The organism is Brevundimonas sp. SS2672, assembly GCF_059579685.1.
Map to the genome: position 1 here is coordinate 2,770,931 of NZ_CM184201.1, position 17,994 is coordinate 2,788,924.

General features: G+C 69.2%; 18 protein-coding genes. 5 read left to right on the forward strand and 13 right to left on the reverse strand.

Going from position 1 to position 17,994, the window contains the following annotated elements; genetic code table 11:
- Positions 1-11 precede the first annotated feature (11 nt).
- Together AC52GN_RS13985 and AC52GN_RS13990 are read left to right on the forward strand one after the other, a co-directional pair.
- Positions 12-2,168, forward strand: a complete 2,157-nt coding sequence (locus AC52GN_RS13985) for a TonB-dependent receptor domain-containing protein (RefSeq protein ID WP_496527482.1) — start codon at positions 12-14, stop codon at positions 2,166-2,168.
- A 116-nt stretch (positions 2,169-2,284) separates the two neighbouring features.
- Positions 2,285-3,409 carry a hypothetical protein gene (locus AC52GN_RS13990; protein WP_496527483.1) on the forward strand — a complete coding sequence of 375 codons (1,125 nt, stop codon included), beginning with the start codon at positions 2,285-2,287 and terminating at the stop codon, positions 3,407-3,409.
- 249 nt (positions 3,410-3,658) lie between these two features.
- Here AC52GN_RS13990 and ahcY read toward each other — a convergent pair whose 3' ends face one another.
- On the reverse strand, positions 3,659-5,050 hold the full coding sequence (gene ahcY, locus AC52GN_RS13995; protein ID WP_496527484.1) for an adenosylhomocysteinase: 1,392 nt from the start codon (positions 5,048-5,050) through the stop codon (positions 3,659-3,661).
- A gap of 235 nt (positions 5,051-5,285) precedes the next feature.
- Here ahcY and AC52GN_RS14000 point away from each other — a divergent pair, with 235 nt between their 5' ends.
- The gene (locus AC52GN_RS14000) at positions 5,286-6,776 is read left to right on the forward strand and encodes a methyl-accepting chemotaxis protein (RefSeq protein ID WP_338577147.1); all 1,491 of its coding nucleotides are present in this window, start codon (positions 5,286-5,288) and stop codon (positions 6,774-6,776) included.
- On the opposite strand, the gene AC52GN_RS14005 is transcribed toward AC52GN_RS14000, so the two are convergent.
- Positions 6,777-8,486 (reverse strand): M61 family metallopeptidase, encoded by a 1,710-nt coding sequence (locus AC52GN_RS14005; RefSeq protein ID WP_496527485.1) that lies wholly within the window; start codon positions 8,484-8,486, stop codon positions 6,777-6,779.
- A gap of 99 nt (positions 8,487-8,585) precedes the next feature.
- Here AC52GN_RS14005 and bioB point away from each other — a divergent pair, with 99 nt between their 5' ends.
- Together bioB and AC52GN_RS14015 are read left to right on the forward strand one after the other, a co-directional pair.
- The gene (gene bioB / locus AC52GN_RS14010) at positions 8,586-9,602 is read left to right on the forward strand and encodes a biotin synthase BioB (protein ID WP_496527486.1); all 1,017 of its coding nucleotides are present in this window, start codon (positions 8,586-8,588) and stop codon (positions 9,600-9,602) included.
- Complete coding sequence (locus AC52GN_RS14015; RefSeq protein WP_496527487.1) at positions 9,599-10,108, forward strand: GNAT family N-acetyltransferase; 510 nt, start codon at positions 9,599-9,601, stop codon at positions 10,106-10,108. Before bioB ends, AC52GN_RS14015 begins: the two co-directional genes overlap by 4 nt.
- 3 nt (positions 10,109-10,111) lie before the next feature.
- Here the strand turns inward: AC52GN_RS14015 and AC52GN_RS14020 are convergent, their stop codons facing one another.
- The 11 genes from AC52GN_RS14020 to AC52GN_RS14070 form a co-directional block, all read right to left on the reverse strand.
- The gene (locus AC52GN_RS14020; protein WP_496527488.1) at positions 10,112-10,309 is read right to left on the reverse strand and encodes a hypothetical protein; all 198 of its coding nucleotides are present in this window, start codon (positions 10,307-10,309) and stop codon (positions 10,112-10,114) included.
- 72 nt (positions 10,310-10,381) lie between these two features.
- Positions 10,382-10,825 (reverse strand): hypothetical protein, encoded by a 444-nt coding sequence (locus AC52GN_RS14025; protein WP_496527489.1) that lies wholly within the window; start codon positions 10,823-10,825, stop codon positions 10,382-10,384.
- A gap of 31 nt (positions 10,826-10,856) precedes the next feature.
- The gene (locus AC52GN_RS14030; RefSeq protein ID WP_496528819.1) at positions 10,857-12,056 is read right to left on the reverse strand and encodes a divergent polysaccharide deacetylase family protein; all 1,200 of its coding nucleotides are present in this window, start codon (positions 12,054-12,056) and stop codon (positions 10,857-10,859) included.
- A 123-nt stretch (positions 12,057-12,179) separates the two neighbouring features.
- Positions 12,180-13,592 carry a S41 family peptidase gene (locus AC52GN_RS14035; RefSeq protein WP_496527490.1) on the reverse strand — a complete coding sequence of 471 codons (1,413 nt, stop codon included), beginning with the start codon at positions 13,590-13,592 and terminating at the stop codon, positions 12,180-12,182.
- Positions 13,593-13,729: 137 nt separating this feature from the next.
- Positions 13,730-14,824 carry a murein hydrolase activator EnvC family protein gene (locus AC52GN_RS14040; RefSeq protein WP_453987950.1) on the reverse strand — a complete coding sequence of 365 codons (1,095 nt, stop codon included), beginning with the start codon at positions 14,822-14,824 and terminating at the stop codon, positions 13,730-13,732.
- Positions 14,824-15,288: a 23S rRNA (pseudouridine(1915)-N(3))-methyltransferase RlmH gene (gene rlmH / locus AC52GN_RS14045; protein WP_125900384.1), complete on the reverse strand. Its 465-nt coding sequence runs from the start codon at positions 15,286-15,288 to the stop codon at positions 14,824-14,826. Before rlmH ends, AC52GN_RS14040 begins: the two co-directional genes overlap by 1 nt.
- A gap of 27 nt (positions 15,289-15,315) precedes the next feature.
- Positions 15,316-15,750: a ribosome silencing factor gene (rsfS, locus tag AC52GN_RS14050; RefSeq protein ID WP_291782663.1), complete on the reverse strand. Its 435-nt coding sequence runs from the start codon at positions 15,748-15,750 to the stop codon at positions 15,316-15,318.
- Positions 15,751-15,885: 135 nt separating this feature from the next.
- Positions 15,886-16,548, reverse strand: coding sequence for a nicotinate-nucleotide adenylyltransferase (locus AC52GN_RS14055; RefSeq protein ID WP_496527491.1), 663 nt, complete (start codon positions 16,546-16,548; stop codon positions 15,886-15,888).
- Between the two features lie 116 nt (positions 16,549-16,664).
- A complete protein-coding gene (locus AC52GN_RS14060) occupies positions 16,665-17,282 on the reverse strand; it encodes a DUF6655 family protein (RefSeq protein ID WP_125900381.1) in 618 nt (205 codons plus the stop codon).
- Positions 17,279-17,719, reverse strand: coding sequence for a VOC family protein (locus AC52GN_RS14065; RefSeq protein WP_343830241.1), 441 nt, complete (start codon positions 17,717-17,719; stop codon positions 17,279-17,281). The genes AC52GN_RS14060 and AC52GN_RS14065 overlap by 4 nt, the downstream gene beginning before the upstream one ends.
- A gap of 8 nt (positions 17,720-17,727) precedes the next feature.
- A complete protein-coding gene (locus AC52GN_RS14070; protein WP_040346318.1) occupies positions 17,728-17,967 on the reverse strand; it encodes a zinc-finger domain-containing protein in 240 nt (79 codons plus the stop codon).
- Positions 17,968-17,994: the final 27 nt, after the last annotated feature.

The window sequence follows — 17,994 nt, forward strand, 5'->3', positions numbered from 1 at the left end:
GCCCCGCTCCCATGTCCTGCTTCCGCACGTCCCGCCGCTCGTCCCTGCTGGCCGCCACCGCCCTGATGACCGTCGGGGCCGCGGCGCCCGCCCTGGCCGACGAGGCTGCTGACATCCTGGAGCAGAGCCATCAGGTGGCCGACGTGGTCGTCACCGCCTCGGGCTTCGAGCAGAAGATCACCCAGGCGCCCGCCTCGATCAGCGTCCTGCCGCGCGAGGAGATCGAAGAGATCCGCGCCACCTCGATCGCCGAGATCCTGAACAACATCGAGGGCGTCGACACGGGTTCGGGCGTCGGCAAGACCGGCGGCCAGACCATCAACATCCGCGGCATGGGCTCGGACTACACCCTGATCCTGATCGACGGACGCCGCCAGAACACGGCCGGCAGCGTCACGCCCAACGGCTTCGGCGAGACCTCGACCAGCTTCCTGCCGCCGGTCTCAGCCATTGAGCGGGTCGAGGTGGTGCGCGGCCCGGTCGCCACCCTCTACGGCTCGGACGCGATGGGCGGGGTGGTCAACATCATCACCCGCAAGGTCGGCGACGCCTGGACCGGCTCCGCCTCGGCCAACTACACGCTGCAGGGCGACGACGAGTTCGGCGACTTCTGGGGGATCAACGGCTACGCCTCGGGTCCGCTGATCGCCGACCGCCTGGGCCTGGCCCTGCGCGGCTCGTGGTCCGAACGCGAGCAGTCGGACCTGAAATACCGCGACGTGAACGGCGATGAGGTCGACGTCACCGGTTTCGGCCGCAGCGCCACCGCCTATGAGATCTGGACCCTGGGCGCCCGCCTCAGCCTGACGCCGAACGCCGACCACGACCTGTGGCTGGACGTCGACGCCGCCAGCCAGTGGTACGACAACGCCAAGGGCCAGATGGGCACCAACACCGTCGCCGGCGGCTACAAGGACTTCCTGGAGTTCAACCGCGAACAGTACCTGCTGGCGCACAATTGGCGCCTCAGCTTCGGCACGCTGGAATCGACCCTGTCGCACAACAAGACCGAGACGCTGGGCCGCCTGATCCCGCGCGGCGTTCCCGGCGCCGGCGACGACCGCACCCTGGAGACCACGACCACCCTGTTCGACACCAAGCTGAACAGCCAGTGGCGCAACCACACCTTCACCGTCGGCGGCCAGTATATGGACGCTGAAATGACCGACGGCGTGGCGGCCGGCAACTTCACCTTCGAGCAGTGGGCCCTGTTCGCCGAGGACGAATGGCGGCTGCGCGACGACCTGGCCCTGACGGTCGGGCTTCGTTACGACGACCACTCCAGCTTCGGCGACCACGTCAGCCCGCGCGCCTATCTGGTCTGGAACGCCAACGAGCAATGGACCCTGAAGGGCGGCGTCAGCGGCGGCTACAAGACCCCGCGCCTGGAACAGCTGACCCCCGGCATCAACGGCTTCGGCCGCCAGGGCGCCCTGCCGCTGATCGGCAGCCCCGGCCTGACCCCGGAAACCAGCGTGGCCTATGAGTTCGGCGTCTATTTCGACAACGGCTCGACCTTCCGCGCCAACGCCACCGTCTTCCGCAACGACTTCGAGGACAAGATCGCCTCGGGCCAGCCGGTCGCCAACTGCACCTTCGGCCTGACCCAGGCCCAGTATGACGCCAGCGACTACTCCAAGACGGGTTGCGTCGACGTCGGTTTCTGGTCGGCCATTCCCGAGTTCGGCCAGAGCGTGAACATCGACGAGGCCACGACCCAGGGTCTGGAGCTCGCCGCCCGCTGGCGCTTCGCTGAGGCCTGGAGCCTGCACGGCAACTACACCTACACCGACAGCGAGCAGAAGACCGGTTCGCAGGCCGGCCAGCCCCTGACCGACACGCCCGAGCACATGGTCAACGCCCAGTTGCGCTGGCAGGCCACCGACCGCCTGTCGACCTGGGTGCGCGGGGAGTACCGCTCGGAGCGCTGGCGCGGCGCGGGCGCCGCTCGCGACGCCCTGGGCGACTTCAAGGCCTATGAGCTGTTCCACATCGGCGGCTCGTACGAGGTCAACGACCGCGTGACGGTCAATGCGGCGATCTACAACCTGTTCGACAAGGACTTCGTGCGCCTGGCCCCCTACGGGACGCCCGTCGCCTATTCGCCGGAATACGCCAACAACCAGGAGCCGCGTCGTCTGTGGCTGTCTGTGACGACGACCTTCTGATCCCTTTTCAGTTTCCTCCCCGACTGACCGGGCCGCCTCCTTGAAGGAAGCGGCCCGTTTTTTTGACCTGCGCCAAACTAAGCCGTTGGTCATTTTTGGCTGGCAGGGTGGCCGCCATGACCGATCGCGCCATTCGCAATCTTGAACACCTGCGCCGCACCGCCTCGACCGCGCGCGTGCTGAACCTGCTCAAGGTCTATGACGAGCACGGCGACAGCGAGGACTGGGCCGAGCGGCCCATGTTGCGCAATCCGGCGCTGAATCGCTGCCTGATCATCAAGCACCGGCTGCGGCGCAACGAGACCGACGCCTTCCCCGGCCGCCGTCAGGTGGCGACCAAGATCGTGGTGCCGATCGACAGCACCGATCTGAAGACCGGCGGCCGCTTCATCTTCGTCAATCAGATCGGCTTCGAGCGCGCCATGCACGAAGCCTTCGGCGTCGATCCCGACCATCCGGATCTGAAGACCCTGCGGCTGATGGATCAGCTGCCGTCGCTGGACCCCTTCCTGCTGCGCGAACAGCTGCGGCGCGGCGGGGTGGACGCGGCGCCCTGCTATTTCGCCCTCAGCGAAGCCGACCTGGAGCGGATGCTGGAGTTCGTCCAGAAGGAGATCGAGCCCCTGGTCACCCTCAGCATCGGCGACGGAGTCGTGGCCGCCGGATCGACCGCCCGCATGGCCTCGAAGATCCTGTCCAACGCCCCCGGCGACCGGTTGGAAGCGCTGCGCCTGACGCTGAAGCTGGAGCCCGAGCAGTATCAGGAGGGCGTCTTCTGCTGGAAGGGCTTTCTCTATTACAAGTGGTCGCTCAGCAGCCTGATGGCCGACATCGTCCATGTCGCCGATGAAGTGGGAACGATCCGGCCCGCCGGCCCCAGCGACCAGGCCGCCAAGGACTATATCGCCCGGGGCCGGGCCGTGCTGCGCGGCCGCATCATGAAGACCTGCGAAGAGGTCAGCCGCACCCTGCGCTATTACGACGACGCCTATGCGGGGCTGACGCGCGAGGGCAATCCGCTGGCCTTCCGCGACTTCCTGCTGGAGGCGCCGGCCCTGTTCACCCGGCTGGGCGACCAGTTGGGGGCGGTGCAGCACATCGTCAGCTTCTGGCGCTTCCGATTCAGCCCCAAGGCGCCCCCGGTGGGCGTCGAGGAGCTGATCGACATCTTCATGGACTTCGAGACCGGCCTGATGGGCCGGGGGCCCGACGAATTCGATCCCCGCGACGTCGCGGCCTAGGGCTCCGCCCGTCATCCCCTCCCACCGTCATCCTCGGGCTTGACCCGAGGACCCAGCCCTTCGACGCTCAAGCATGGATGCGCAAAGCTTCCGCGCGCCGGTCGTGAAGGATGTCGCGTTTGCTGGATCCTCGGGTCAAGCCCGAGGATGACGGCGTAGGAGCGCGGTGCGCGGGGCGGCAGGCAGGCCAGAAAAGAAAACCCCGCACCGTCGCCGGCGCGGGGGTCCTTCATTCAGGCGCTCGCCTGATCAGTAGCGGTAGTGTTCCGGCTTGAACGGACCCTCGACCGGCACATTGATGTAGTCGGCCTGTTCCTGGTTCAGCGTCGTCAGCTTGGCGCCCAGCTTGGCCAGGTGCAGGAAGGCGACCTTCTCGTCCAGGTGCTTGGGCAGGGTGTAGACCTTGTTGTCGTAGGCCTTGGCGTTGGTCCACAGCTCGATCTGGGCCAGCGTCTGGTTGGTGAAGGACGCCGACATCACGAACGACGGGTGGCCCGTGGCGTTGCCCAGATTCACCAGACGGCCTTCCGACAGCAGGATGATCTTCTTGCCGTCCGGGAACTCGACGTGGTGGACCTGATCCTTGATCTTGTCCCACTTGAAGTTCTTCAGGCCCGCGACCTGAATCTCGGAGTCGAAGTGGCCGATGTTGCAGACGATGGCGTTGTTGCGCATGGCGCGCATGTGCTCGACGCGGATGACGTCCTTGTTGCCCGTGGTGGTGACGAAGATGTCGGCCTTGTCGGCGACGTCCTCGAGGGTCTGGACCTCATAGCCTTCCATCGCCGCCTGCAGGGCGCAGATCGGGTCGATCTCGGTGACGATCACGCGGGCGCCGCCGTTGCGCAAGCTGGCCGCCGAGCCCTTGCCCACGTCGCCGTAGCCGCAGACCACGGCGACCTTGCCCGACAGCATGACGTCGGTGCCGCGACGGATGGCGTCGACCAGCGATTCACGGCAGCCGTACAGGTTGTCGAACTTCGACTTGGTGACGCTGTCGTTGACGTTGATGGCGGGGAAGGGCAGCTCGCCGCGCTCGGCCATCTGATACAGGCGGTGGACGCCCGTGGTCGTCTCTTCCGACACGCCGCCGATGGCGTCGCGGATGGCCGAGTAGAAGCCCGGCTTCTCCTTCAGATAGCGCTTCATGACCGAGAAGAGGGCTTCCTCTTCCTCGTTCTGCGGGTTGTCCAGGACGCTGGCGTCCTTCTCGGCCTTCGGGCCGAGCACGCACAGCAGGGTGGCGTCGCCGCCGTCGTCCAGGATCAGGTTCGGGTAGCCGCCGTCGGCCCATTCGAAGATCTTGTGGGCATAGTCCCAGTACTCCACCAGGGTCTCGCCCTTGAAGGCGAAGACCGGCGTGCCCGACGCGGCGATGGCGGCGGCGGCGTGGTCCTGGGTCGAGAAGATGTTGCACGAGGCCCAGCGCACTTCGGCGCCCAGGGCTTCCAGCGTCTGGATCAGCACCGCCGTCTGGATGGTCATGTGCAGGCTGCCGGCGATGCGGGCGCCCTTCAGCGGCTGGGCGGCGCCGTATTCGTCGCGCAGCGCCATCAGGCCCGGCATTTCGGTTTCGGCGATGGCGATTTCCTTGTTGCCGAAATCGGCCAGGGAGATGTCGCGGACGATGTAGTCGGTCATGCTGAAATGTCTTTCGGCCACTGTCGGGGGATTGTCGCCGCTATAGCGCGGCGCGGCCACGGGAGCAATCAAGACATAAGGATGTCTTTATATGACGGCCGCCGATGACGCCGTCGCCGGTTCGGCGCGGATTAAGGAAATCTACGCAATCTCGGCTTAACCCGGACAATACCCTCTTGGCGACAAGGGGTATTGGGGCTCTCCCCTCGCCCCGTCGTTGAAACGAGTCTGCGTCATGGCTTCCCACGAGATCGACCGCCGCATGCATTTCATGGGGCTGGGTCGGCCGTCCGCCGGTTACAGCGCCATCTCGGGCCTGCTGCGCCGCTCCATCCCCCTGGCCCTCGCCGCCTTCTACGACAGGGTGCGCGCCGAGCCGGAGACCCGCCGCTTCTTCCGTGACGAAGGCCATGTCGCCGCCGCCAGCAACGCCCAGCAGCAGCACTGGGACGCCATCATCGAGGGCCGCGCGGACGAGGACTACGCCGCCTCGGTGCGCACCATCGGCCGCGTCCACGCCCGCATCGGTCTGGAACCGCGCTGGTACATCGGCGGCTACAGCATCCTCCTGGCCCATCTGACCCGCGCCATCATCGAGCGGCCCAGGAAGCTGTTCGCCAATCGCCGCGAACACGACCGCATCACCGCCGAGGCCGTGGCCGAACTGAACCAGCGGGTCATGCTGGACATGGATCTGGCCATCTCCATCTACCTGGACGCCCTGCAGGAGGAGCGCGACCGGGTGCAGGCCGAACACGCCGCCGCCGAAGCGCGTCAGGCCGAGGTCGTGCGCGCCCTGGGCGCCGCCCTGCACAGCCTGGCGGACAACGACCTGTCCGTGACCATCCCGGACGTCTTCCCCGAGGAATACCGCTCGCTGCAGAACGACTTCCACGCCGCGACCCGCGCCCTGCGCACCGCCGTCCGGGCCGTGGCCGACAGCGTCGAAAGCCTGAGCGCCGGCTCCAGCCAACTGGCCGTCGCCTCCGAAGATCTGGCCAGCCGCACCGAGCGTCAGGCCGCCAACCTGGAGCGCACGGTCGCCGAAGCCGACGCCATCGCCCGCCAGGTCGCCTCGACCGCCGACGGCGCGCGTCAGACCGCCGAGGCCCTGGCCGCCGCCCGCGCCGATGTCGAGCACACGACCCAGGTGGTCGGCGACGCCGTCAGCGCCATCCACGCCATCGCCGAATCCTCGAGCGAGATCGGCCGCTTCACCAGCCTGATCGACGAGATCGCCTTCCAGACCAACCTGCTGGCGCTGAACGCCGGGGTCGAGGCCGCCCGCGCCGGCGACGCCGGGCGCGGCTTCGCCGTGGTGGCCCAGGAAGTGCGCGCCCTGGCCCAGCGCTCGTCCGAGGCGTCCGGCGAGATCCGCACGCTGATCTCCACCTCCTCGGCCCAGGTGGCGCGCGGCGTCGACCTGGTCGAGCGCACCGGCGCGGCGCTGGAGCGCATCGGCGCCAAGGTCTCGGCCGTCGACGGCCTGGCGGGCGGCATCGCCGGCTCGGCCCAGGAACAGTCCGACGGCCTGGCCCGCGTCCGCCGCGCCATGGGCGAGATGGACGACATCACCCAGCAGAACGCCGCCATGACCGAGGAGGCCACCGCCGCCGCCCGTCAGCTGGCCAATGAAGCCGTCAGCCTGAACCAGCAGGTCGGCCGCTTCCGCCTGGACCGCTCCGTCGCCGCCGGCGCCTCACGAGGGCCGCGCCTGGTCGCCTGATCAACGGGGCGGGCTCGCCTCCTGAAGACCCGCCAGGGCGAGGCGGCATTGCGCACGCCGCTCGCCCTCCGCCTCAGGCGAGGCGACGAGCCTCTGCATCGTCACGCGTTCGGGTCCTTGGGGCAGCCAGGCGACGACCTTCTCACCCTCGGCGGTCGCGACGCGATAGATGATCTCCAGATCAGGATCGTTGCGCAGCACGCCCTCGCGTCGCACCAGTCTCATCCCGTCGCGCAGGCCGGCGCCGAAGGCGGGTCCCGACGGGTCGACGCCCTGCACGACGCTATCGGCCGCCATGGTCGCGTCGATATCGAAGCCGCGATGGAACAGGGCGCGCTCGACCATCTCCAGTCGCCCGCATGGTTCAAGCAGATCCGACGGCAGGACGACCATTTCGCCGTTCTCGACATGACGCTTCAGGTCCGGCGCCACATCGACGCCGCGCGCAGCCATGGCCCGGGTGAAGCGGCTGACCGCGTCGCCGCCCGCCTGATCGACGGCCATGGCGCGCAGAACATCGTCGAGGCCCGCTGCCGTCCCGCTGACCCTGAGGCGATGATCCCAGAGGGCGGCGAGCGCCGCGCCCCGCTGGTAGGGCAGGCGCTGAAACCCCGTGTCGGATGAAAAATGCGCCGGAATCTCGGCGTTGGGCCGTGCGCGGACCGGCGAGGTCCAATAGGCCTCCAGCCCGTCGTTGAAGTGGCGCACCGCCTCCTCCACCGACACGACGTCGGCGCGCACCAACATCCGCAAGGTATAGAAATCCGTGAAGCCTTCGCTGAGCCAATAGCCGAGCGCTTCCGGCTCCTGATCCAGCCCGCCCACGGCCAGCGGCATCCAACTGTGGAAATGTTCATGGGCCAGCAACGGTGCAAGATCCTCCGCCTCGGCGTCCGTGGACGCATAGACCGAAAAGGCGTCAGCCAGTCCCGTCCCGCTCAAACTATAGGCCCCGGCCTCGGCTCGCAGCGGCGTCAAGGCGACCAGGAAGGGCCGGGCCTCCACGCCCCAGAAGGCGCGTGTCGCGGTCATGATGCGGGATAGGTCATCCGTGAAACGGGCGCGATCGAAGTCCCAATCGCCCAGAAGGGCGATCCGCGTCGACGCCGTCTCCGCCCCCAACCGCGTCACCGCCAGGTCCGTCCCGCCCAGCAGGATCGCCTGGTCGATATCGCCCAGACGCAGATCGCCATGCTCCAGATCGGACGCCAGGGTCCAGTCCGAAGAGAAGCCGCGCCAGGCGAAGCTGGCGGGGGTGTCGGAACTCCAGTCGGGCCGGATGAAGGCCGCCCGGCCCAGCACCGAAAACCAGTCGCCCACGATCATCGGATGATAGCGGTCTTCAGCGGCGCCCGCAGACGGCGCGACCTCAAAGGCCGAGTTGAGCCGGTAGGTCACGCGGATCTCGGCCTCTGGGGCGTGGACCAGCCGCAGGCGATCGGGCGCATCCGTAGCCTGAACCTGCGCGCCCGACGCCTTCACATCGGCGATATGACGGAACAGCGTCGCTTCACGCCCCCCGCCCGTCGGCAGGTTCAGCAGGGTGTCGCCGTCGGCTTCGCCGATGAAGCGCAATTCGACCGCCAGGGCGCGCACCGCCCCCTGCTCCATGATCGGCGAGAGACGATAGGCCGCCTGCGCCTCAGCCTCTCCGTTCGCTCCTAAGGCGACGAGCGCCGTCGCGACCGCCGCAAACCCTGCGCGTTTCATCCTGCCCCCTCCGCTCGGTCCAGTCCGCACAATGGCACAACGTCGTGCGATCAACACAGGCTTGGCGGATCGGGAGCAAGTCGTCTAAGCCGTCGTCCCATGGCTGACGACGCTTCGATCCGACCCGCCCGCGATTTCTCGATCCCTCGCCACGACTGGACGATGGAGGAGGTCGAGGCCCTGTTCGCCCGCCCCTTCATGGAGCTGGTGTTCGAGGCGGCGACGGTGCACCGGCGCACCTTCGACCCCAGCGAGGTGCAGAAATCCCAGCTGCTGTCGGTCAAGACCGGCGGCTGCGCCGAGAACTGCGGCTACTGCTCCCAGTCGGCCAGCTTCAAGACCGGGCTGAAGGCCGAGAAGCTGATGGAGCCGACCGCCGTCATCGCGGAGGCCATGGCTGCCAAGGCCGGCGGGGCCAGCCGCTTCTGCATGGGAGCCGCCTGGCGCGAGCTCAAGGACCGCGACACGCCCAAGCTGGCGGCCATGATCTCGGGCGTGAAGGCGCTGGGTCTGGAGACCTGCGCCACCCTGGGAATGCTGAACGCCGACCAGGCGAAACAGCTGAAGGACGCGGGCCTCGACTACTACAACCACAACCTCGACACCGGGCCTGAGTATTACGCCGAGGTGGTGACGACCCGCTCCTATCAGGACCGGCTTGAGACGCTGCAGCACGTCCGCGACGCAGGGATGAACACCTGCTGCGGCGGCATCGTCGGCATGGGCGAGAAGCGCCGCGATCGCGCCGGCCTGCTGCACGCCCTGGCGACCCTGCCCGTCCACCCCGACAGCCTGCCGGTCAACGCCCTGGTTCCCGTCGGCGGCACACCGCTGGGCGAGCGGGTGCTGAAGGAGGGCGAGATCGACCCGATCGAGTTCGTCCGCACCGTCGCCGTCGCCCGTCTGGTCTGCCCCAAGTCGATGGTCCGCCTGTCGGCCGGTCGCGAAGGCATGACGCCGGAGATGCAGGCCCTGTGCTTCCTGGCGGGCGCCAACTCCATCTTCGTCGGCGGCAAGCTGCTGACGACGCCGAACCCGGAAGAGGACGACGACGCCAAACTGTTCGCCCTGCTGGATCTCAAGCCCATGCCCGCCAAGGGCTACGACGCCCATTGATCCGGGTCCGCCCGACGCGTGAGGCGGACATCGTCCACCTCGACATCATAGAGCGGTCGTCAGCGACGCTGTTCCGCTCCTTGCCTGATCTGGCCTGGCTGGCGGACGACCGCACCGCCGGGCCAGAAGCCCATGCGCGCGCCGTCGCACAGGGCCTGTCATGGGTCGCCGTGGACGAAGAGGATCACCCGGTCGGCTTCCTGATCGCCGCCGTAGAGGACGGCGCAGACCTTCACGTTCTGGAGTTGTCCGTCGCCGCCGACCATCAGGGACGCGGCGCCGGGCGGGCGCTGATGCAGACCGCCCGGCGCGAGGCCGAGACCCGCGCCCTGTCCGCCCTGACGCTGACGACGTTCGCGAACGTCCCGTGGAACGCGCCCTTTTACGCCCGCCTCGGCTATACAGCGCTGACAGCGGAAACCATGCCCGCCTATCTGCGCGAGGTACTGGCCGCACAAGCCGAACACGGCCTGACCGACCGCGTCGCCATGCGCCTCAAGCTCTGACGCCTATTTACTCATCCAGGGTCGCGAAGCCCCGCTCTTGATGCGAGCCGCCTGTTCGCGCTGGAAACGGCCGCCGCGCGGCGGCTTGGGTCGGGCGTCGATCGCCGCCTTCTTGAGCCGCAGCGCCCGCTGCACGGGCGTCTCGCCGGGAACGGCGTCCGCAGGTTCGGCGGCGGGCGTGTGCTCATCATCAGTGCTCATGCCGCTTCTGTAGCACGTCCACGGCCCACGACGACCAAGGGTATAGACAGGCTCGCACATAAGCCGCTTATCTCATTGTTCGAAACCACGAGGGTCGGCATGCAAACCAGCAAAGGCACCGTCTGGATCGGCGAGCCGACGCCGGGCGACGCCCTGTTCTTCCCTAGCCTCGAGTTCATCCAGAGGCCGTGCGCGCTGGGCGTGCTGGCGAGGGGCAACCAGATCGACCGAGGCGCTCCATTCGTTCAGATGTTCGTCTTCCGCGACGTGCAGGTGTTCAGCGCCTTTGACGAAACCCTCTACTGGTCGCATGCGGAAACCGCGGACAGACCCCGCCATTTGCTTAACCGCGTCGAGACCAGCCCCTTGCGTGATGCGGTCATGAAACTGCGCGGCGGCGACGACTGCGCCGACCACTGGATCGTCCACCATTTTGTCATCTGCGGCGGCGACTTTTGCGGCGAGGTTCTCGCCTCGCCCCACTTTGAGAGCGCGGTTTTTAAGACGGAAGCCCATGCGCGCGCGGCGTTGGGTCAGATGACGACGTTTAACGCCCCGGTCGTCGGGTCATCGCCGAGGCGGGGGCCAGTTGCAGGCCGCGGGCCTCCAGACCCGCCGTCCAGCGGGCGGCGGCCTCGACGGTGACGGGGTAGGAGAAGCCGGTTCCCAGCGCCGCGCCGTTGGTCTTGGCGGCCGCCTCCAGGGCGTTGAACTGGCGCAGAATGGCGGCGGGGGTCTGTTCCTCGTCGACGACGCGGTCGGCGCTGGCGCGGGCGAAGGCGCCGGGACGGCGGCGCATGGAGCCGTCGTCGAGGAAGGCCAGGCCGCGCTGGCGCAGGTTGGTCATCAGGGCGCTCACCCCCTCGTCCGAGGTCGCGAAGCGGTCGCCCAGATAGTTGGTCACGCCGAAATAGCCCGTGGCGCGCGCCAGCAGCCAGTCCAGCTTGACCGCCACATCGTCGGCGCCGCCGGACGACAGCAGGGTGTAGGGGCCGGGGTCGTTGTCGGGATAGCCGGTCGGCTCCATCGGCAGTTCGATCATCACCTCATGGCCGTGGGCGCGGGCCATGTCGATCCAGGTCTGCAAGCCCTCGGCGTAGGGCACGAAGGACAGGGTCACCTCGGCGGGCAGACGCTCGATCGCCGCGCGGGTGGTGGCGCTGTTCAGGCCCAGCCCGCCGACCACCAGGGCCACCATCGGCTTGCCGTTCGAGCGGAAAGGCCGGGCGTAGGCCTGGGCCGGAACGCGGCCGTCGGCGGCGATGCGCGGCAGGGGGCCGTTCGGACCGGGCTGGAACAGGCCCGCGATCGGCGCCTTGGGCAGGGGATTGGACGGCGCGCGCACCGGGGCGCTGAAGCCCTGGCCCGAGGCCACGCTGGCGCCCTCCGGCAGGGTGATCAGGGCCTCGCCGCCCATCGCGCCCTCGCCCATCAGCGCCGGGTCGATGGGGCCGAGGTCCTGATAGATGTCCAGACCGCTGAAGCCGAAGGCTTCCGCCCCGGTCGGGGCCGTGTCGGCGGCGGCGGGCCGCTCCAGCACGGCGCTGGCCGTCGGCGCGCCCGCGCGCGGGTCGCCCAGGACAGCGACGAACAGGGCGGCGGCGCCGATGACGAAGGCCCCGGCCGCGCCCGCCGCGACGGGCGGCTTCTTCAGGGCGTTCAGGACCGGCTCCATGGCGAGGCGCGACCGGGGCTCCGGCGGCGCGCCTGCGGCGGCGGCGAGGGCGGACTGGCGCTTGGCGAACATGGTCAGGGCGGCGGCTCGGGCTGGCAGGCGCCGCACAGACGCGGCGCCCCTCAGCCTCAGTTAAGCCCTGCGCCGGTTAAGAAAGCCTAACGGCGCGTTCACCACGTTTGCGGGACGCGGCGGTCAGTCCGTCTTCGGTTTGTCCGGCTTGACCGTGACCGTCGGCGTTTCGGGCGTGTCGGTCTCCGCCTCGGCCGTCTCGACCTTGTCTTCGCCCGGCTCGGTGATGACGATCCCCTCGGGGGCGGCGGCCAGCCTGGTCAGGTCGCCCCCGGCGCGCAGCACGTCCAGCGCCCGTTCCAGCTGATAGTCCTTGTCCTTGGCGTAGTCGGCGCCCGGCGCTTCGCGCGGGGTGTGCGGCCCCTTGCGCTCGGCCCCGATGGAGGAGTCCAGCGCCGTCGAATAGGCCGCCTCGGAATAGATGAAGCTGGAGCGCGAGACGATGCGCGCCTCGGCCTCGGAACGGGCGACCTCCAGGTCCGGCTCGATGCCGATCTTCTGGATCGAACGGCCCGACGGGGTGTAGTAGCGCGCCGTGGTGATCGACAGGGCGCCGTCCTGGCCGCCGCGCAGCGGGATCACCGTCTGCACCGACCCCTTGCCGAAGCTGGTCAGGCCGACGACCGTCGCCCGCTCCTGATCCTTCAGGGCGCCCGCCACGATCTCGGACGCCGAGGCCGAGCCGTAGTTGATCAGCACCACCACCGGCAGGCCGCCGGTCAGGTCGCCCGGCTTGGCGGCGTAGCGTTCGATGTCCTCGGGCTTGCGCCCGCGCTGGCTGACGATCTCGCCCCGCTCCAGGAAGGCGTCCGACACGTCGATGGCCGCCGTCAGCAGGCCGCCGCCGTTGTTGCGCAGGTCCAGCACATAGCCCTTGAGGCCCGGCTTCTCGGTCTTCAGCCGCTCGATCGTTTCGGTCAGTTCGCGGCCGGTGTTCTCGTTGAAGGTCGAGATGCGCAAATAGCCGAAGTCGCCTTCCAGACGGCCCGTGACGGATTCGACCTTGATGACCTCGCGCGTCAGCACGACCTCGCGCGGCTCCTCGCCGTCGCGCAGGAAGGTGACGGTGACGCTGGTCCCGGTGGCGCCGCGCAGCTTGTCCGAGACCTCGGACACGCTGAGGCCCGCCGCGTTCTGGCCGTTGACGGCGCTGATGACGTCCCCCGCCTGGACGCCGGCGCGACCGGCCGGGCTGTCGTCCATCGGCGAGATGACCTTCACCAGACCGCCTTCGGAGGTGATGGTCAGGCCGACGCCCGAATACTCGCCCGTGGTCCGTTCGCGCAGGTCGTCAAAGCCCTTGGGCGGCAGGTAGTTGGAGTGGGGGTCGAGCGCCGTCATCATGCCCTGCAGGGCGGCCTCGATCAGCTTCTTGTTGTCGACCGGAACGACGTAGGCCTGCTCGACGATGCCCAGCACGTCGCCGAACATCTCGAGCATGCGGAAGGTCTCGTTGCGCGGGGTCTGGCTGGCCACGGCCGCCGCCGATCCGCCCAGCGCCAAGGCGGCGGCGCCCACGAGAAGCAGTTTACGCATTCGGTCTCTTTCCATCGGATCCGCTTTCGGCTCCGGTCGTCCAGGGCGGCGCAGGCGCCACGACGGCGCGCACGACAGTTGCGCCGATACAAACAGCGTCCGCGCCGATTTGAAAGGAATTTCGCGCGGTTGGCCCGCTACTGCAGCCAGGGGGCGGGATCGATGGGCCGTTCCTGGCGGCGCAGTTCGAAATAGGCCTCGCCGTCCTCGCCGGTGCGGCCCAGGGTCTGGCCGTCGGACACGCGCTGGCCGGTCTCGACCTCCAGCCGGTCGAGGCCCGCGATCACGGCGCGCCAGCCGGGGCCGAGGTCGAGGATCACCACCTCGCCCCATTCCTTCAGGGGACCGGCGTAGGCGACGCGGCCCGCCGCGGGCGCGCCGACCGCCTCATGGCTGGAGCGCCAGCTCCATCCGGCGGAGCGGCCGCCGAAGCGTTGCGAGGGCGTCCCTGCGATGGGCGGCGTCAGGCGGCTGCGGCCTGCGGGCAGGCGGGCCGCCGGAGCCTCTTCGGGCGCTTCGGCGATCTGGGGCGTCTGCCCGCCCAGGTCGCGAATACGGGCCTCCAGCGCCTTGGTCGCGCGTTCGGCCCGCGCCGCCTCCGCCCGCAGGACCGAACGCAGGGCGGTCTTGCGGGCCGTCAGCCCCTCGATCTCGGCGCGGCGGTCGTTCTGGGCGCTTTCGACGGTGAACAGGCGCTCGCTGGACAGGGCGGCCAGACGGCGGATGCGGCCGATCTCGGCCTGGCGCTCGACCAGGGTCTCGGCGCGTTTCTGCAGGTCGGGCGTGATGGCGCGGATCAGGATAGAGGCGCGCACCGTATCCACCGCCTGATCCGCCGGGATCAGCAGGGGCGGCGGCGGCTTGCGGCTCATCATCTGCAGCGCGGACAGCAGCCGTCCCTGCGCCGCGCGTTCGCGCGACAGGGCGGCGAGCAGAGCGGCCTCGCGATCGCCCAGTTCCTTCAGACGGGCGCGCTGGGCCTCCATCTGCACGTCGTCCTCGGCCTCGGCGCGACGCAGCTCGCGCAGCTGGCGGTCCAGGTCGACGATCTCCTCGGCGGCGGCGGCGGCCTCGGCGCGCAGGCGGCGGGCGCGGGCCGTTTCGTCGCGATACTCGGCCTGAAGCCGGGTCAGCTCAGCGTTCGGCTGGGTCGCGCGCTGGCTGGCCGCCGGCCCGGCCAGGGCCAGCAGCAGGCTGGAGGAGGTCAGAAGAAGAACGGCCCCGGATCGCATCAGTCGCGATGATAGGGCGAACCGGCCAGGATGGTCACGGCCCGATACAGCTGCTCGGCCAGCATGGCGCGCGCCAGGGCGTGGGGCCAGGTCTGAGGCCCGAAGGCCAGGGTCGAGCGCGCGGCGCGGCGCACGCTCTCGTCCAGACCGTCGGCCCCGCCGATGACGAAGACCAGCCGCCGCTCGCCCTGATCGCGCAAGGCGGCCACGTGGTCGGCGAAGGCGCGCGAGGAATAGGTTCGCCCCCGCTCGTCGCAGGCGATCAGATGCGCGCCCTCGGCGGCGGCGAGCAGCAGCTCGGCCTCCGGCGCCTTGCCGGGCTTCTTCGGCTCAAGGTCGATGAGTTCGAGGGGACCCAGGCCCAGCGGCCGCCCCGAAAGGGTGGCCCGCCGGGCGTAGTCGTCGGCCAGGGCGGCCTCAGGACCGCGGCCCGGCTTGCCGATGGCCGCGATCGCCAGCTTCATGAGGTCAGCCCGCCGTCAGAGGAAGGATCAGCCGCGGACAGGGCCGCCGCGGTGGGCGCTGTCGACCGCCCAGATCTTCTCGATGTTGTAGAAGGTGCGCACTTCCGGGCGGAACAGGTGGACGATGACGTCGCCCGCATCCAGCAGCACCCAGTCGCAATGCGGCAGGCCTTCGACCTTCACCTTGCCCAGCCCCTGCTCCTTGAACAGGCGCAGCAGGTGGTCGGCGACGGCGCCGACGTGGCGGTGCGAGCGGCCCGAGGCCACGATCATGGCGTCAGACATGGGGCTCTTGCCGCGAAGGTCGATCAGGACGATGTCCTGGGCCTTGTCTTCGTCGAGTTTGGCGAGGATGGCCTGCTCCAGCTCGGTCGCGCCGACCGGCAGGGGCTGGCGCTCGTCGCTACTGGGGCCGTCCTCGGCCTGACCGTCTTCGGAATGGACGGAATCCATCAGGTCCATTTCGTGCGCCGCGTTCGAAACGGCGTCTTGCGCATCATGCGCGGTCGAGGGGGTCAGCGGAGGGCTCCGAGGCGATTACTAAAACTCCAGTCTAGCACGCCCGGCGTGAAAGGTCACCCGGCCTGCGACGACTCTTCACCCCGCCGCGCGCGTGGCCCGGATGGCGGTGGAGGAGCGGTGATTCAGCGGCGCGGTCAGATAGGTCCAGGCCGGCGCTTCCAGATTGGGCAGCAGTCCGGCCTGGGCGGCGGGAATGCGATAGCGGGCGAAGCGCGCCGCCGCCGGGGCCGTACGGCTGTCCAGCAGACTGCCCGGCCGCGCGATCACCGCCACCGGCATCAGCCGCATGATGTCGGTCCAGCCCCTCCAGCGGTGGAAGCCCGCCAGATTGTCCGATCCCATCAGCCAGACGAAATGCACGCCCGGATGGCGGGCGACGATGGCGCGCAGGGTGTCGACGGTCCAGCGCGTGCCCGCCCGCGTCTCGAAGTCCGAAACGATCATGGCCGGGCCGACGCTCGCCGCCACGGCGCGCGCCGAGGCCATGCGCTCGGCCAGCGGCGCAGTCTCGTGCTCGGACTTCAGCGGGTTCTGCGGCGAGACCAGCCAGACCACCCGGTCCAGGTCCAGCCGCTGCATGGCGGTGGCCGCCACATGGGCGTGGCCGTCGTGGGCCGGATTGAACGAGCCGCCGAACAGGCCGACCTTCATCCCCGGCGCCAGGTCCAGCCCGTCGCGCAGGGCGCCTCGGCGAAGACCGGAGCCTTTCGGCGCAGGACCGGCGTGGAAGAAGGACAAGGGCGTCTCTTGCGGCGGCGGCGAACGAATGAGCGCGGCCAACGCCTTATGCTCACCTGCGCCCTAACACGGTCCGAAGCGGCTGTCTCGCTCCGCGAGCGGAGCGAGCGCTCGCGCTAGAATTCCTTCCAGCTCGAACCCGGATCACGCTCGCCCGGCTGGGCCAGCTGCTGGCCCCAGGTGATCATCATGAAGGCCTTGTGGCTGCGGATCTTGTACTGGCCGATCATCGGCGTGACGGCGCCCAGCGGCATCCCCGTGCGGGCGTCGTAGAGGAAGCCCGAGAACTCGGCCACGCCCATGCGGTCGCGGTTGGAGTAGAGCGACAGCTCCGGCAGGGAGACGACGTTCAGGCTCTCGTTGATCGGCACCCGCATGTCGGGGATGCCGACCACCCGGCGCAGCTGGTCCAGCGATAACGCCCCGGCGCGCACCTCGAAGATGGCGTCGGCCTCGCCGCGCTCGCGCACGATGGCGTAGCCCGCTTCCGACAGGGCGGCGCGGATGGCGCTCAGCGCATAGCGGGCGTTCTCGGCCTGGAAATAGGTCTCGTCGACGAAGACGCGCGCGCCCTGCGGGATCGGCAGGGTCAGGCCCTCGACCGCCCGGTCGGCGGCGCGGTTGACCAGCAGCATGTCGGTGGCCGTCCGCGCCGGATTGGTCTCCGTCACCGAGGCGCAGGCGCCCAGGCTCAGGACCGCCAGACCCAGGATCAGCCGCGCCGAAACGCTCACCAGGCCCCCACGTTCGGCATGGAGGCCCAGGGCTCGGCCGGGGCCAGGCGCTCGCCCGCCTGCAGCAGCTCGATCGAGATGCCGTCCGGCGAGCGGACGAAGGCCATGTGGCCGTCGCGCGGCGGGCGGTTGACGATCACGCCGCCGTCCATCAGGCGCTGGCAGGCGGCGTAGATGTCGTCGACCTGAAAGGCCAGGTGGCCGAAGTTGCGGCCGCCGTCGTAGTCCTGATCGTCCCAGTTGTAGGTCAGCTCGACCTCGGGCGACTTCTCGGCCTCGGCGCGGGCCTTGTCGGCGGGCGCGGCCAGATAGACCAGGGTGAAGCGGCCCGCCTCATAGTCGGCGCGGCGCGTCTCCTCCAGACCCAGCAGGTCGCGGTAGAAACGCATCGAGGCGTCCAGATCCTTCACCCGAACCATGGCGTGCAGATAACGCATGACCGGACTCAGTGCGCCTCGGGCGGGCGGGCCGCCGGATCGAGATATTCGCTCTCGGGGTGCGGATGGGCCGACAGCACGAAGCGGCGGTCGCAGTAGCCGCACTCGATGAAGTCGTCCTCGCCCATGTCCATGTAGACCAGCGGGTGGCCCAGGGCCCCGCCGCCGCCGTCGCAGGCGACGCGCTTGGTCGAGACCACGATCTCTTCGGGCGGAGGAATGACGGCTTCGAGATGGCGGGGAGGCATGATCCGGTCCGGTCTGGAAAGGCTTTG